The following is a 15481-nucleotide window of genomic DNA, read 5'->3' on the forward strand; positions in this document are numbered from 1 at the left end:
TCTACCTAGAGTAAAAATTTTTATCCGTATAGTACTGATCTCAATTAAAATATTTTTGTAGGATGCTGCCGTACTATCAAATTTATTATCTTACCCCCCCATTAAACTGGAGCGCATCATATAAAATTACGTGTTTATGAGCAAGACAAACAAAATGAGGCAGTATCGGAATTGTAGCGAATTGAATAATTTAAGGACCAATATTGAATAAATAGTCATAAAAAAAGGATATTAATTTAATTTTAAAATTAATAGTGTCGTCTAATCTGCGCGTGTCAATATTAGCCTTTTACCTTGCCAATATAATTTCATTTCACTATTTTATCTTTTTTAATTTCATATTTAATTTTACAGGTGACGGTGACGCTTTTCTCAGATACCGGCAGGGAGCTAATAGGTAGCTCTCGCCAAATAGAGAAAATTATCATGGGATTAAGCATCAACGACCAGTCACAAGCTTTCATCGCTGCTAAAGCACTGAACAAATCACAGAGCATGTACAACAAGTCTACCAGCCAATTGTCTACTGGCCTGCGTATCCTGAGTGCAAAAGATGATGCGGCTGGTTCACAAATTGCTGCTGGCCTGAATGCTGCGATCACTGGCCAGAATGTGGCACTGCGTAATAACTCACAAAGCTCCGCGATGCTGGAAGCGGCTAACGGCGCACTGGCCGGTTCCGACGGTATCCTGAACCGTATGAAAGAGTTGGCAACCCAGGCATCGAACGCCACCAATGGTGTTCAAGACCGTGCCGCGCTGAATGCAGAATTTGCGTCACTGGGCGAAGAATTGCAATCTACGCTGGAGAAATCCACTTTTGGTGACGGCAAGCTATTTGCAACTGGTGGTAAATTAGATGGTGAGCTGGTCTTCCAGACCGGTGCCAGCGCTGAAGATGTGATTAAAATTGACATTTCTACTCAAATTACGGATTTAAGAGATACCGTTTCATCTGCGGGTACAGTCGGTAATACTACTGCTACTGCGGGCACGATTGAAAAGCTATTATTTGATGTGGAAGATACTGCAAATACTGCAAAAGCTGCTGTAACCGCTGCGCAGGGTGCATTTGACGGAGCAAAGGCTACGTTTGACGCAGCACAAAAAACATTTAATGCTGTAGGCGTTGCTGGCCAAGTTGCTTATGATGCTGCTGTTGTCACTTGGAATACTGCCAATGGTACCTACCAAGGCCTTGTGTCTGACCAGGCTAAAGCCGACGCGGCAGTAGAACATTTGAAAACGAATGATGGTCGCTACAAGTCTGGTGGTTTGGTCGGTTTGGATTTAAACACGGCTGACAGTGCAAAAGTAGCGATTACTAAATTGACCACCGCTATTAACGACTACAGCTCAGTCACCGCATCACTGGCGGCAGGTATTAACCGTCTGGGTTATTCCAGCGACAACCTGACCAATATGCGTGATGGTAATATGGCCGCTAAAGATTCCATTATGAATGCGGATGCCGTTGCCGCTTCTACTGCACAAAACACCGCAATGTTGCTGATGAACAGCGGTATTAAAGCACTGTCCAAAAATACCCAAATGGGTCAGATGGTTGCACAGTTGTTCTAATCATTTTTTGATTCAAAAATACCGCTGCTTATGGCGGTATTTTTTTGGCCGCAATTTGCTTCCTCTTGAGGATAGTAAGGAAGAAATCCTTCCTTGATGAAAATAATATCCATACAAATCAATTAAATAAATGTTGGCACGACTATTGCTAAACTGTAGATAGTTGAGGGTATTAACCGCTCTATCCTGAAGTGGGTTGCATAAAACAAATTATCGGGGAAACGCAAATGGGAATTGATGTAGATGCATTGAGCAAACAGGTTACCCAAGGTCTGTTCGCCAAAAGAAAAGAAAAGCAACATAAGCTGGAGCAGCAATTAAAAACGCAGCAAGCGGCATTGGATAAACAAAAGTCGGGCTTAAGTACTTTTCGTGATGCATTAAAGGATTTAAGTAAAGTCGAAGAAGGTTTACTGAAAAATAAAACCAGCACCAGCATAAAAGAAGTCGCCACGATTAGCGCCAATGAAAAAGCGCTTAAAGGCACTTATTCATTTTTTGTTGAGAAATTAGCTAGTGCTCATCAACTGGCCTATACCGGCTTGACGGATGCCAGTGTTAAAGCTGAACAGAGCCCATTGGGGTTAACTGTCAATGGTCAATCTTTTAGTGTCGAGCTGAAAGGTGTTGAGACCTTGGCAGATATGGCCCACGCCATTAATCACGCGAATGACAACCCCGGTGTCACTGCTTCAGTGGTGCGCAGTAATGGTCAGCAGATATTATTACTGACCAGTGATAAAAGCGGTGCCGCGAATAAAATAGAATTTGACGGCTCTCGCCCGGCTATTTTTAGCACCGCAAACCAACAAGAACTTTCCCTCGCTGAAGATTCCGTGGTGTATATCGGCGACCCATCGAAAGGTCTGAAAATAGAAAGTAGCAGTAACACCTTGGATAAAGTCATTGATGGTGTGACCCTTGAGCTGGTTAAAGTGCAAAAGGTGGGTGACCCCCTGCTGGAAGTGAAAATTGAAGTCGAACCGGCGCAAACAGAAACGCAAATCAAGAAATTTATCGATGCTTTTAATGGCGCTAAATCTGCGGTCAGTTCAAATAATAATAGCGATTCATTATCCACCGCGTTAAAGCAAAATTTAAATAGCCTGGTCGGCAAACTCTATGGCGGCAAAACCCTTGGCATGATTGGGGTGTCATTTGACCGTAATGGTGATTTGAAGTTAGACAGCAAAAAATTAACAGAAGTACTGAAGACCTCACCAACACTAATAACTGACTTGATGAGCGGCCCCGATGGACTAATTAATAAGCTGGATAAAGCGTTAGACCCTTATTTAAATGCCAGTGACGGTTCGTTAAAAGTGCGTTCAGAGATGTTGGCAATGCGCAAAACATCACTGGAAAGAACCAAGGAAGGGTTAGAAAACAGTTATGCGCGAGCATTAAAAACCAATCTACTCAAATTTAATCGCTTGAATGAAATGATGGATAAGATGCAAAGCACCATGGATATGTTTGATCAGCAGGCGAGATTTTAATGTTATTGGATCAGAACTTTCATGATTATCAGTCAGCGGATATTGGTATCCAAACGGCAGCAGCCACATCACAGCAATTAGTATTAATTATGTTCAATGGCTTAATGGACGAGTTAGTTCGGGCCAGAGGACATATTGCAGCTAAACGTTATGAGCATAAGGCCAAAAGCATTAATAAATGTATTGATGTATTAAATGCACTGACCGGTTCATTGGATTTTACTCATGGCGGGGAACTCGCCAAGAGTACGGCCAGCTTATATAGCCACTGCGTTTATCGGTTATATGACGCCAGTATAAAAATGTCCTTGGAATATATTGATGAAGTGGAAAAGATATTAGTCACTCTGCGTTCAGGCTGGGAAGCAAACAAGGAGAGCTAATGAATGATTTATTGTTAATTAATGAGTGTATTGCCACCTTAGACTTGGCGATTGGGCAACAAGATTGGGAGCAAATAGAGGCCGTAGATAGCCGAGTTATTCAGTGGTTGGCACAACGGTCTGAGAATTCGTTCTCACTGGAACAGCAATCGGCGATGCAGCGCTTAAAGGAAATGTATCAACGGGCATATGAATGCTGTGGTCTGCAAAAGCATCAGTTAAAAGATGAAATAGCCCGCCAGAGAGCAGCGCAAGTGGGCATCACCGCCTACGCCACCATGGCGATTTCCGCTTATGAAGATATGGCACAACAAGAGGAGACAAGGTGATTACATTAACCGGCTTTGCTCAGGCGGGTAGCCAACTGGCAGCGGATGTAGGGAATGCTCCCATCGCGGGCAATGCAGAAGAGGGCGGTACTGATCATTTGGTGGGTTTTGATGAGGTATTGTCACAAGCATGGGTACCCCATCAACCGATTTCGTTACGGCCGTCAGTAGTGATGGATTTGATCACGAAATTTGATGGCAATTTGAGGGCGGATGATGCGGGGATGCTGTCGCCGACTGATGAACAGAATCAGCAATTGCTTGATGTATTGCTGCAATTTCATGGGCAGAACTTGCCGGTACAAACTGCACCACTGGCGGTTATTACACCTTTTGGACCTGCGGCTGATAGCCAACAGATAACTGATCAACTTGCAGCAGATAAATCATCACCACTGATGAATCTGCTGAAATTGATTAGCCCACGATTGGATATTACGGCTCAACCGGCAGTGCCAGTAGGGGAAAGTTTGCTTCTTAATCGGATTATGCCGGAGGGAATCAGTGCGGTTATCCCCACCACGCTGAGTCATATTGCCAATAACAGTCTGGAAGTGGCCGCCCCTCGGATGGAGAGCCAACTGACATTGGCGGCTAACCAGAAAGAGTGGTCGCAACAGTTACATAATGTGCTCGGTGAGCGCCTGCAAATGCAGGTTGAGAATAAGGTACAACATGCCACTATTCGGCTAGACCCACCGGATATGGGTAAGATTGATATCTCAGTGCATATGGAAGGAGGAAAATTACAGGTTCATATCAATGCAAGTCAGGGGGATGTTTATCGGGCATTGCAACAGAGTTGCGCGGAGTTACGGCAAACATTAACCGGACAAAACAGTGCTGCTGTAGAAGTGCAAATATCAGCGAATAGCCAGCAACAACAACAGCAACGACAGCAGCAAAACCAACAGGCGCATGCCGATATTTTGGCAGCACGTCATATTGAGGCTCAAGAGAATATGAGCGCCGACGATGGTACGCTCCTCATTACCGTATAAAGGACTATAAATGAACACCCAGAAAAAAACATTTTCAATGAAAGTGTGGGGCTTGTTATTGTTAATTGCATTGGTTACCGTGGTAGTAATATATCATGATGTCATTTGGGAAAAATTAAACAATAAACCCATCGCTATCAGTAAATCGTTTATACGTGGTAATAAATCAGTTCAATTTGTTGAAATTAAGAACATGATTATCACGCTAAAAGATATCAAAACCGAGCGCTACCTACAGCTGGAGTTAGGGATGGCAACTGGTGATGATAATGATATTAAGAAAGTTATCGCGATGGTGCCAGTTATTCAATCGGCCACAGTTAACTTACTTTCTCATATGGATTATCAAGCCGTGCGTAATACGTCTATTGTCGATTTACGTCGGCAGTTGATGAATGAATATAAAAAAGACTTTGAAAAATTAAATGCGCCAATGCCATTTGATGATGTGGTGATTAGCCGAATGGTCTTCCAATAATCAATATGGCAATAATGGAAACTAATGATAATTTAGCACTGACTCCTGCGGAGGAAGGGAAATATCTACAAGCGTATTTACCGCTGGTAAAACGTATTGTCAGACAACTTTCATTTCAGGCAGACAGTGTTATCGGCAAGGAGGATATGCAGCAAATTGCATTGATGGGGCTATTAGAGGCATTACGCCGCTATGGTCACCCTGATGGGCAATTTGCTGCTTATGCCGTTCATCGAATTCGTGGTGCGGTGCTGGATCAATTGCGAGAACATGACTGGCGGCCGCGCCGGTTAAGGCAAAAAACGCACAAAACCAATGAGGCAATACGGCAATTAGCCAAGAAATTGGGCCATGAACCGAGCTTTGAGGAGATAGCGACCGCGCTGCAACTGACGGCGGAGGAATATCAAGAATACCTGCTTTTGGAAAGTGCCAGCGGTATGGAGAGTTTGGACGAGATACTGTCATTAGACACGCCGACTGATGCGTTACAGAGCAGAGAGTTAGAAGAAAGTATTATTATTGAAGATAATCTGAACCATGCTATTGCGTCACTTGAGAAGCGAGAGCAAATGATTCTGCATCTTTATTATCAACAAGAAATGAGTATGAAAGAGATTGCTCAGGTCTTAGATCTCACTGAAGCACGAATTTGTCAGCTCAATAAAAAACTAGTACAAAAAATCAAATCATTTTTTTAAATTATCGAGGGTGTTATGCAGAAATTATTTGGTCTGCTGGTCATTATGATCTGTGTGATTGGCGGCTATATTATGTCAGGCGGAATATTATCTTCCTTCTGGCAGCCTGGGGAAATTATTATTATTTTTGGTTCCGGAATTGGTGCCATGATATTGGCGAATCCAGGTTATGTATTAAAAGAAATGTGGTATCAAATTGTTGCAGTAACACGCAAAAGTGAATATACCGCTGATTTTCAGCAGCAATTATTAATGCTGCTCTATGAATTACTGGAAATGGTCGATGAAGGCGGATTAAAGCGCCTTGATGAACATATTGAAGTTCCGGCGAATAGCCCATTATTCCAACGTTATCCGCTTATTTTGCAAGACCACCATTTAGTGACGTTTATTTCCGACAACTTCCGCTTAATGGCGATGGGGAAAATTAATCAGCACGAATTGGAAGGGATCTTAGAACAAGAGCTATCGGCAGTTGAAGAGGAGCTGTTGGTACCATCGCGCTCCTTTCATCGCACCGCAGAAGCCATGCCCGGCTTTGGTATTTGTGCTGCGGTATTGGGCATTATCATCACCATGCAGTCTATTGATGGTTCGATTGCACTGATTGGTATCAAAGTGGCGGCAGCCTTGATTGGTACTTTCCTCGGGGTGTTTATCTGTTATTGCCTGATGGACCCGATGGCTAATGCTATGGAGCAAGAGATGAAAAAGAAGCTGGCGTTCTTTGAATGTGTGCGCATGGTGCTGGTCAATCATGTGGCGGGTAAACCTTCGTTACTGGCGGTAGATGCAGGTCGGAAGATGCTGCCACTGGACAGCAAGCCCACCTTTGCCACACTGGATTCCTGGATTAACAAGTTGATGATGGCAGGCGCGTGATGAGAAGTCATGCCCGAGGTGGGCAAACCACCATAATTAAACGATCCGCCAGAAAACGGCACAGTGGCGGGCATTCTGGCGCATGGAAAGTGGCTTTTGCTGACTTTACCTTAGCGATGATGGCGCTGTTTATGGTGCTATGGATTGTCGGGGTGGTATCGGAGGAAGAGCGGCAAGAAATTGTCGCGCAACTGAATGGGCAAACCATCTTTTCGCAGCAATCCTTTATTTCTATTCCCTCTAAAAGCAAAAGTGGCGGCGGCAAGTTCTCTAACAGCATTGATGGCAAGGAACAAGCGAAAGAAACCAAAAGTAATTTGGCCGTTGAAGTGCCGGATCCAGAACAGTCTCTGGAAGATGTGGTGGATAAATCACGTAAAGAAATGGAAGAGTTATCCCGCATCATTATGCAAATTACATCCGCCTACGATGCGCAATCCAACTTGCAAATGGAGGTGGTGCCACAAGGGCTGCGTATTTTGATTCAGGATGATAAACAGCGCGATATGTTCCAGCGCAGCAGTGCAGTGCTGACTCCATTCTTTGGCCGTTTACTGGCTGAGTTGGCGCCGGCATTTAATGAAATGGACAATAAAATCATTATTACCGGGCATACCGATGCTTCCCGCTATCGTGACCAAGTGATGTACAACAACTGGAATCTTTCTGGTGAGCGGGCGTTGATGGCCCATAAGGCGTTAGTAAAAGGTGGGTTAACTGAGGGGCGAGTATTACAAATTAACGCAATGGCAGATCAGATGCTACTGGACCCGGCTGAACCCCTTGCGGCAAAAAACCGCCGTATTGAAATTATGGTATTAACCAAAACGGCTTCAGACACCTTATATCAATTCTTTGGGAACCACGGAGAGAATGTAGTGAAGCCTGCCGCAAAGAAAGCGGGCTAGTTATGTTCTTTTTTTCACCGTCCAGCTTACCCTCGAGCTTTTAGGGCTGGGCGGTGTTTTTTACATTATGCCCGTCATGCTACAAGCTGAATGCGTTTGCTATCAAGCCCTTCCATGGGCTTCGCCTCTTCGCGGCGGCTGCAAGCAGCACTTAAATTTGCTTACAGCGCTAAATGTTAATAAAAGCAGCACCCAAACACGGCGTTTGGGCGGCAAAAATTAGCGCGGTGTGACAGTGACAGTATTACCATGGGTTGCAATGGTGACTCGTTGCCCCGGTTGGAACTGAGTCACACCTTGAGCCTGAACCACCAGGAAGGTGGTTCCGTTATCACGGCGAACTTCCAATTCAACTCCGCTACTGCGGTTCATCATGCTCTGCACTTGTTGGCCGACAACACCACCGGCAACAGCACCCGCGGCAGTACCGAGACGCCGACCTGTACCGCCACCTATCGTATTACCGAGGAAGCCACCGACAACAGCCCCACCGACAGCACCGGCGACGTTATTCCCATCACCGCCCTGAATAGTCACCGGGCGCACAGAAACCAGAGTACCGTAAGTGACGGTTTGAGCCTGTCCAGCCTGAGAGCTGCTGAACGTATCGCCCGAAAGGGTGTTATTATTTGCGCAACCACTGAGTGTGGCGACGGCGATAGCAACAACAATGAATGGTTTTATCATATAGACCCCTTTTAGCGCATAACCGGTTGAATATTGACCGGCAAATGAATCATAGCACGAGTTATTTACCAAAAGTTTGATTTATATACAAAAGATGCAATTAATTCACATTGGTCGTTTTTTAAACATTATGCTGGGCTGATCCATTTTGTAACATTAATGTTTGCCGATTTAGAGGGGAAAAAAATAACTTTAAACCCTTAAAATTAATGAAATTGATAAAAATCTTATTGTTATCTGACTTAATAATGATAAGTTTTTTTTGCAGTATTATTCATTATTAATTGTGCTTTATGGTTTATATTTACGTCTTTTTTTGTTTCGTTTTTATATGATGTGGAATTTTCATTTTTAGTTAACTAACTAAAATAACTGATATTTAATTAAAGTTACTGGGATTGGTTTCATTGTTGGGTTAATGATATTCAATTCCATCTGCATTCACCAAACCTCCTCCTGACAGATTTTCTATTTCGTGGCAAATGAAATGTTTTGCTGAAACGGTTTTAGTTCACAGATATTTCCCTCGCATTAATTCAATCAATTTCCATTGATAGAGATCAACTTAATTAAAGTTACAGAGTTACAAACTATTAACAGAAAACCATGTTTTTTATAAGGGTATGCCCGTCATCAATATCGGGTATGTAAACAATAGAATAATAATGACAGGGGAAAAAAACATGCTTTCCCAGCATGGCGTTAACCGTCGTGATTTTATGAAGCTTTGTGCCGCATTGGCGGCCACCATGGGGCTCAGCAGCAAGGCTGCCGCTGAAATTGCCAGCAACGTCAGTTCCCCCCAGCGCCCGCCGGTTATCTGGATTGGTGCTCAGGAATGTACTGGCTGTACCGAATCACTGTTACGTTCCACTCACCCGACCATTGAAAACCTGCTGTTGAGTGTTATTTCAATGGAGTATCACGAAGTGCTCTCTGCGGCATTTGGTGAGCAAGCGGAGGAGAATAAACATCGGGCCATCGAACAGTACAAAGGGAAATATGTGCTGGTGGTGGATGGGTCGATTCCACTGAAAGACGGTGGGATTTACTGCATGGTGGCGGGTAAACCTATTGTCGAGCATATCCGCGAAGCCGCGGAACATGCGGCGGCCATAATTGCCATTGGTTCGTGCTCCGCTTGGGGGGGCGTTCCCGCGACGGGGGGCAACCCGACCGGTGCGGTGAGTTTGCAAGCGGCGCTGCCGGGCAAAACCGTGATTAATATTCCTGGCTGCCCGCCTAATCCTCATAACTTCCTGGCGACAGTGGCCCATATCATTACTTTCGGGCGGCCGCCCGCACTGGATAGCAAAAATCGCCCGACTTTTGCTTATGGCCGTTTAATCCATGAAAACTGCGAGCGCCGCCCACACTTTGATGCTGGCCGTTTTGCTCGTCAATTTGGCGACGAAGGCCATCGTCAAGGTTTTTGCCTTTATCATCTTGGCTGCAAAGGGCCGGAAACTTACGGCAACTGTCCGACACTGGAGTTCTGCGATGTGGGTGGCGGGATCTGGCCGGTCGGTATTGGGCACCCTTGTTATGGCTGTAATGAGGAGGGAATCGGCTTCACCAAAGGCATCGCCCAATTGGCGAATGTCGAGAACCCAACACCGCGTGCTGAGAAACCGCTGATTAATAACCCTGAGGGCGGCGAAATTTCGACCACCGCCACGGCATTGCTGGGCGGCGTGGTGGGGTTGGTCGCCGGTGTTAGCCTGATGACAGTGCGTGAACTGGGGCGGCAACAGAAACAGCGCCGCAAAGATGACGATCACTCATCGCGGGAGGAATAGCCGTGAACCGACGTCACTTTTTCAAATTAGCGTCCGGCGGTGTGCTGTTGGCGGGGCTTTCGCCCAGCACCCAAGCCGAGGTGCAAAATCGGCCACCGATCCCCGGCGCGCTGAGCATGTTGTATGACTCCACGTTATGTGTCGGCTGTCAGGCGTGCGTGAGCAAATGCCAGCAGGTCAATCATAGTGAATTATTTGATCACGGTAAAAGCTATGCCAGCGGCGAAGCCCTGTGGTCAGACAATGACAAACTCAGCCCCTATACCAACAACATTATTCAGGTCTGGACTAGCGGCGCGGGCATTCATAAAGATCAATTAGAAGACGGCTACGCCTATATCAAAAAGCAATGCATGCACTGTGTTGATCCGAATTGTGTTTCGGTTTGCCCGGTCAGTGCGCTGCGTAAAGATGCCAAAACCGGCATTGTTCACTATAACCCGGATGTCTGCACCGGCTGCCGCTACTGCATGGTCGGGTGCCCGTTCAATGTGCCGAAATATGATTATCACAATCCCTTTGGCAAGATTCATAAATGTGAATTATGCAATCAGAAAGGTATCGAGCGGCTGGATAAAGGCGGCTTACCCGGCTGTGTCGAGGTCTGCCCGACCGGTGCGGTGATATTCGGCACCCGCGAGGAGCTGCTGTCAGAGGCACAACATCGGCTGACCCTCAAACCGGGCGAGAATTACCTTTTCCCACGCCAAACACTCAGCGCCAACGACACTTATGAACATCCAGTCGCTCATTATGACCACCATGTTTACGGTGAGAAAGAGGGGGGCGGTACCCAGGTATTAGTGCTGGCAGGGATTCCGGCCGAGAAACTGGATTTGCCGCCGTTGGCAGATTTGGCGACCGGCGCACGCTCTGAGCATGTCCAGCACACCCTGTACAAGGGCATGATCTTGCCACTGGCGCTGTTGGCCGGTGTCACCGCGTTGGTACACCGCAATACCCGCGATGAGCGCAAAGACAATGACACTGACCCGCACGATAAAAAGGACGGTCAAGATGACGATGCATAAATCCAGCCCATTAGGTGGGCGGCTGGTCAGTTGGCCAGTGATGCTGTTAGCGCCTTTTGTGGTGCTGTGCGCGCTATTGATTGTCAAACGTTTGGTGCTCGGGCTAGGGTCAGTCAGTGATTTGAATGGCGGCTTCCCGTGGGGCATCTGGATTGCTTTCGACTTACTGGTCGGCACCGGTTTGGCGTGCGGCGGCTGGGCATTGGCCTGGGCGGTTTACGTGTTCAATCGGGGCGAATATCACCCGCTGGTGCGCCCGGCGCTACTCGCCAGTTTATTTGGTTACGCGCTCGGTGGGCTTTCCATCACCATTGATGTGGGGCGCTACTGGAACTTGCCTTACTTCTTTATTCCCGGCCATTTCAATGTTAATTCGGTGCTCTTCGAAACCGCCGTCTGTATGACCATTTATATCGGGGTGATGGCATTGGAGTTTGCCCCAGCGCTGTTTGAGCGCCTGGGCTGGAAAATCTCTCTTAAGCGGCTGAACAAAGTGATGTTTTTTGTCATCGCGCTCGGTGCGCTGCTGCCGACCATGCATCAGTCTTCAATGGGATCATTAATGATCGCCGCCGGTGCCAAGATCCATCCGTTATGGCAAAGCTATGAAATGTTGCCGCTATTCTCCCTGCTCACCGCCGCTATTTTGGGCTTCTCGATTGTGATTTTTGAAGGCTCGCTGGTACAGGCGGGATTGCGCGGGCGCGGGGCCAATGAAGCGCCATTATTCACACGATTAACCACCATCATCGACGTCTTTTTACTGCTGTTTATCGTGCTACGTCTCGGTGAAGTGATGGTGCGTCATAAGACGGAATATCTGTGGCATTTTGACCGCTACGCCATAGCTTTCTGGGCTGAAATTGTCCTGATGGCCTTGCCGCTACTGATTTTCCGTATTCGGCGAGCCAGAGAAGACAGCCGCTTATTGTTTATCGGCGCGCTATGCATGATGGGGGGTGGGGCGCTATGGCGGCTCAATTACTCGCTATTGGCCTTCAACCCCGGCGGCGGCTACAACTACTTCCCCACCACCAGTGAAATCCTGATCTCTATTGGCTTCGTCGCCATTGAGGTCTGCGCCTACATTTTATTGATTCGGCTGTTGCCGGTGCTTCCTGCTCACGGCCAGTTACATAAGAATAATCAGACAGAGGTAAAGCATGAGCCAACGCATCACCATTGATCCCGTCACCCGCATTGAGGGGCACTTGCGGATCGACTGCGAAATTGAGGACGGCAAGGTCATAAAAGCCTGGTCCTCCGGCACCATGTGGCGTGGCATGGAAGAGATTTTACAAGGTAATGATCCGCGCGATGCCTGGATGATTGTGCAGCGCATTTGCGGCGTATGCACCACCATTCACGCCATTGCTTCGGTACGGGCGGTGGAAAATGCGTTAGGGATGGAAGTGCCAGTTAATGCGCAGCACATTCGCAATCTGATTCTGGCCGCGCACAGTATTCATGACCATATTGTTCATTTTTATCAACTATCTGCGTTGGACTGGGTGGATGTCACCTCGGCGCTGCAAGCTTCACCGCAAAAAGCGGCGGCCATGCTGAGTGGCTTGTCCAGTTGGCCGTTGAACAGCGCGGAAGAATTTACCCGCGTGCAGCAGAAAATCAAAGATTTGGTCGCCAGCGGGCAGCTGGGTATTTTTGCTAACGGCTACTGGGGCCATCCGGCGATGGCATTGCCGCCAGAGGTTAACCTGATTGCGGTAGCGCATTATCTGCAAGCACTGGAGTGCCAGCGCGATGCCAACCGTATTGTGGCGGTGCTCGGCGGAAAAACGCCGCATATTCAGAACCTTGCCGTGGGTGGCGTTGCCAACCCAATCAATCTGGATATGCCGAGTGTGCTCAATCTGGAGCGCCTGATGCTGGTGAAATCCTTTATTGACCGGCTAGGCAGCTTTATCGAGCAGGTTTATAAAGTGGATACCGCGGTGATCGCCGCTCACTATCCGGGGTGGCTCAATCTGGGTAAAGGGGCGGATGACTACCTTAGCGTGCCGGAGCTGCCGACTGACCGCAAAGGGGAAACTTTCCTGCTGCCGGGCGGTTATCTGGAAAACGGCACCTTCCGCCCGATTACCAATCACAATGATCCTTACTTGATCAAAGGTATTGCCGAGAGCGGCAAGCACGCCTGGTATCAGGACGACGAGCCGCTGGCCCCGTGGGAGGGTAAAACCAACCCCAATTACACCGGTTGGCAGGAAGAGGGCAAATATTCGTGGGTAAAAGCGCCGACTTTTTACGGCAAAACTGTGGAGGTAGGGCCGCTGGCGTGGCTCATGTGCGGGTTGGCCGCCGGACACGCCCCAACCAAACAACATTTCACTGACATCGGCGCGGCTTACCAAAAACTCAGCGGGCAGGCCATTACTGCCGAACAGTTACCCTCAACTCTGGGGCGCATTATTGGTCGGGCGGTGCATTGCTGTGTGCTGCATGAAACTTTGGCTCAGCAATGGACGGCGCTGGTCACCAATATTGGCACCGGTGATGTCGAAACTTTTATTAAGCCGGATATCCCTTTGAATGGCGAAATCCGTGGTGTCGGTTTTGAAGAAGCCCCGCGTGGCATGTTGTCCCATTGGGTGGTTATCAAAGATGGCAAAATAGCCAACTATCAGGCGGTGGTGCCATCGACCTGGAACGCCGGGCCGCGCAATTATAATGATGAACCGGGGCCTTACGAGCAAGCGCTGGTGGGCACACCGGTTGCTGATCCTGCCAAACCACTCGAAGTGGTGCGGACCATTCACTCATTCGACCCGTGTATGTCTTGTGCTGTACATATTGTTGATACAACGGGCAACGAAGTGACCAAAGTCAAGGTGCTGTGATGGGGATTTTGGTATTAGGTATAGGTAATTTATTACTCAGTGATGAAGCTGTCGGTGTGCGGATTGTCGAAGCGCTGGAGCAGCGCTTTCACATCCCGCCGGGGGTTGAGGTGCTGGATGGCGGAACCGCCGGTCTGGAATTGATGGAAGCTATGGCTAATCGCGAGCATTTGATTGTCGCCGATGCGGTGCTGACCGGGCAACCACCTGGCAGTGTCGCGGTATTGCGAGATAAAGAAATACCGGCGATGTTCAGCCGCAAGGTGTCGCCGCATCAGTTGGGATTATGTGATGTGCTGATGGCACTGCAACTGACCGATGAGTTCCCGCGCCAGCTAACTTTGGTGGGGGTGGTGCCGGAATCTCTGGCACCGAATATCGGTCTGACGCCGACAGTCACGCGGGCCATTGAACCGGCACTGGAACAGATTCTGACAGCATTACGCAGCAGCGGGATCACCCTTAAGGCGCGAGAAGAAAGCCATGTCTGATGTGATTGTGGGCCATGAACAAAATCCAGCCGCACTGTTGGAGCAGATATTCGGCCAAATCGCCGCCGATGAGATGCGCGGCTTGCCCTTTTATCGCGACCACATTCCCTTGCGCGCCTGTGGGTTTCAGTTATTTGAGCAGCAATGGATTGGCGCATTATTGACCCCGTGGATGCTGAGTTTGGTGGTTTTACCGGGGCCGCAGCAGAGCTGGCAACGCCGTGCGGTGGGGGAGCGCCTGATGCTGGCACTACCTTGCGGCACCATTGGTTTTATTGTCAGCGAAATGGATTTTACCGTCAGCGAAATAGCCGGTGGTGGCCAATATCTGAGCCGCTCATTGATGTCACCGCTGGACACCTCGCTCAGTGCTGAACGGGCGTTACAACTGGCGGAGCAAAGTGCGCGTATGGCGCTATCCCTGCCGGTGACGGATGCCGATGCCCCCGCAAATCCCCGACGGCGGGCTTTGTTTAATAAAGTTAGCCAAATAAAGAACCAGCATGCATGAAATCAGTTTGTGTCTCAGCACGTTGGAGCTGATTGAGAAACAGGCTCGGCTTAACGGTGCCTCACGGATAACCGCGGTCTGGCTGGAAATTGGCGCGCTCTCCTGTATTGAAGAGAGCGCTTTGCGCTTCAGTTTTGGGGCCGCCAGCCGCAAAACACTGGCAGAAAATTGCCAATTGCATCTCAGCTACTTACCCGCAGTGGCCTGGTGTTGGGAGTGCAGCAACAGTGTTGCCATTGACCGGCATGATGCCGGGTGCCCGCATTGCGGCAGCCATGCTCTGCAAGTAGAGAGTGGCAGCCATTTGCAGGTAAAACAGATAGAAGTGGAATAATCCTGAAG

At 48.2% G+C, this 15481-nt stretch carries 17 protein-coding genes; 16 read left to right on the forward strand and 1 reads right to left on the reverse strand.

Annotated elements, in window-relative coordinates; translation table 11 throughout:
* Window positions 1-426: 426 nt before the first annotated feature.
* From DX162_RS09215 to lafU, 9 genes are all read left to right on the forward strand, one after another.
* Window positions 427-1581, forward strand: a complete 1155-nt coding sequence (locus DX162_RS09215; RefSeq protein WP_032819581.1) for a flagellin N-terminal helical domain-containing protein — start codon at window positions 427-429, stop codon at window positions 1579-1581.
* Between the two features lie 227 nt (window positions 1582-1808).
* Complete coding sequence (fliD, locus tag DX162_RS09220; RefSeq protein ID WP_032819580.1) at window positions 1809-3080, forward strand: flagellar filament capping protein FliD; 1272 nt, start codon at window positions 1809-1811, stop codon at window positions 3078-3080.
* Complete coding sequence (fliS, locus tag DX162_RS09225; RefSeq protein ID WP_032819579.1) at window positions 3080-3463, forward strand: flagellar export chaperone FliS; 384 nt, start codon at window positions 3080-3082, stop codon at window positions 3461-3463. Before fliD ends, fliS begins: the two co-directional genes overlap by 1 nt.
* On the forward strand, window positions 3463-3792 hold the full coding sequence (locus DX162_RS09230) for a hypothetical protein (protein ID WP_032819578.1): 330 nt from the start codon (window positions 3463-3465) through the stop codon (window positions 3790-3792). Before fliS ends, DX162_RS09230 begins: the two co-directional genes overlap by 1 nt.
* Window positions 3789-4793, forward strand: coding sequence for a flagellar hook-length control protein FliK (locus tag DX162_RS09235; protein ID WP_032819577.1), 1005 nt, complete (start codon window positions 3789-3791; stop codon window positions 4791-4793). The genes DX162_RS09230 and DX162_RS09235 overlap by 4 nt, the downstream gene beginning before the upstream one ends.
* Window positions 4794-4803: 10 nt before the next feature.
* Window positions 4804-5271: a flagellar basal body-associated FliL family protein gene (locus DX162_RS09240; RefSeq protein WP_004389992.1), complete on the forward strand. Its 468-nt coding sequence runs from the start codon at window positions 4804-4806 to the stop codon at window positions 5269-5271.
* Window positions 5272-5285: 14 nt separating this feature from the next.
* The gene (locus DX162_RS09245) at window positions 5286-5972 is read left to right on the forward strand and encodes a FliA/WhiG family RNA polymerase sigma factor (protein WP_080548265.1); all 687 of its coding nucleotides are present in this window, start codon (window positions 5286-5288) and stop codon (window positions 5970-5972) included.
* A 15-nt stretch (window positions 5973-5987) separates the two neighbouring features.
* Window positions 5988-6854, forward strand: a complete 867-nt coding sequence (gene motA, locus DX162_RS09250; protein WP_032819576.1) for a flagellar motor stator protein MotA — start codon at window positions 5988-5990, stop codon at window positions 6852-6854.
* Entirely contained in the window at window positions 6854-7762 is a 909-nt protein-coding gene (gene lafU / locus DX162_RS09255) for a putative lateral flagellar export/assembly protein LafU (protein ID WP_004389989.1), read from the forward strand. The genes motA and lafU overlap by 1 nt, the downstream gene beginning before the upstream one ends.
* 219 nt (window positions 7763-7981) lie before the next feature.
* Here lafU and DX162_RS09260 read toward each other — a convergent pair whose 3' ends face one another.
* The gene (locus tag DX162_RS09260; RefSeq protein WP_032819574.1) at window positions 7982-8449 is read right to left on the reverse strand and encodes an outer membrane lipoprotein; all 468 of its coding nucleotides are present in this window, start codon (window positions 8447-8449) and stop codon (window positions 7982-7984) included.
* A 665-nt stretch (window positions 8450-9114) separates the two neighbouring features.
* On the opposite strand from DX162_RS09260, the gene hybO reads away from it, so the two are divergent.
* Genes hybO through hypA form a run of 7 tightly spaced genes read left to right on the forward strand, consistent with a single transcriptional unit; the run spans window position 9115 to window position 15473 of the window.
* Window positions 9115-10248 (forward strand): hydrogenase 2 small subunit, encoded by a 1134-nt coding sequence (gene hybO / locus DX162_RS09265; protein ID WP_098081085.1) that lies wholly within the window; start codon window positions 9115-9117, stop codon window positions 10246-10248.
* A gap of 2 nt (window positions 10249-10250) precedes the next feature.
* Window positions 10251-11279, forward strand: a complete 1029-nt coding sequence (hybA, locus tag DX162_RS09270) for a hydrogenase 2 operon protein HybA (RefSeq protein WP_032819573.1) — start codon at window positions 10251-10253, stop codon at window positions 11277-11279.
* A complete protein-coding gene (hybB, locus tag DX162_RS09275; protein ID WP_032819571.1) occupies window positions 11266-12465 on the forward strand; it encodes a Ni/Fe-hydrogenase cytochrome b subunit in 1200 nt (399 codons plus the stop codon). Before hybA ends, hybB begins: the two co-directional genes overlap by 14 nt.
* The gene (gene hybC / locus DX162_RS09280; protein ID WP_032819570.1) at window positions 12443-14137 is read left to right on the forward strand and encodes a hydrogenase 2 large subunit; all 1695 of its coding nucleotides are present in this window, start codon (window positions 12443-12445) and stop codon (window positions 14135-14137) included. The genes hybB and hybC overlap by 23 nt, the downstream gene beginning before the upstream one ends.
* A complete protein-coding gene (locus DX162_RS09285) occupies window positions 14137-14628 on the forward strand; it encodes a HyaD/HybD family hydrogenase maturation endopeptidase (RefSeq protein WP_032819569.1) in 492 nt (163 codons plus the stop codon). Before hybC ends, DX162_RS09285 begins: the two co-directional genes overlap by 1 nt.
* Window positions 14621-15139 carry a hydrogenase-2 assembly chaperone gene (gene hybE / locus DX162_RS09290; protein ID WP_032819567.1) on the forward strand — a complete coding sequence of 173 codons (519 nt, stop codon included), beginning with the start codon at window positions 14621-14623 and terminating at the stop codon, window positions 15137-15139. The genes DX162_RS09285 and hybE overlap by 8 nt, the downstream gene beginning before the upstream one ends.
* Window positions 15132-15473 carry a hydrogenase maturation nickel metallochaperone HypA gene (hypA, locus tag DX162_RS09295; protein WP_032819565.1) on the forward strand — a complete coding sequence of 114 codons (342 nt, stop codon included), beginning with the start codon at window positions 15132-15134 and terminating at the stop codon, window positions 15471-15473. Before hybE ends, hypA begins: the two co-directional genes overlap by 8 nt.
* Window positions 15474-15481: the final 8 nt, after the last annotated feature.

It is taken from the genome of Yersinia kristensenii, from assembly GCF_900460525.1.
In the GTDB taxonomy this organism is placed as follows: domain Bacteria; phylum Pseudomonadota; class Gammaproteobacteria; order Enterobacterales; family Enterobacteriaceae; genus Yersinia; species Yersinia kristensenii.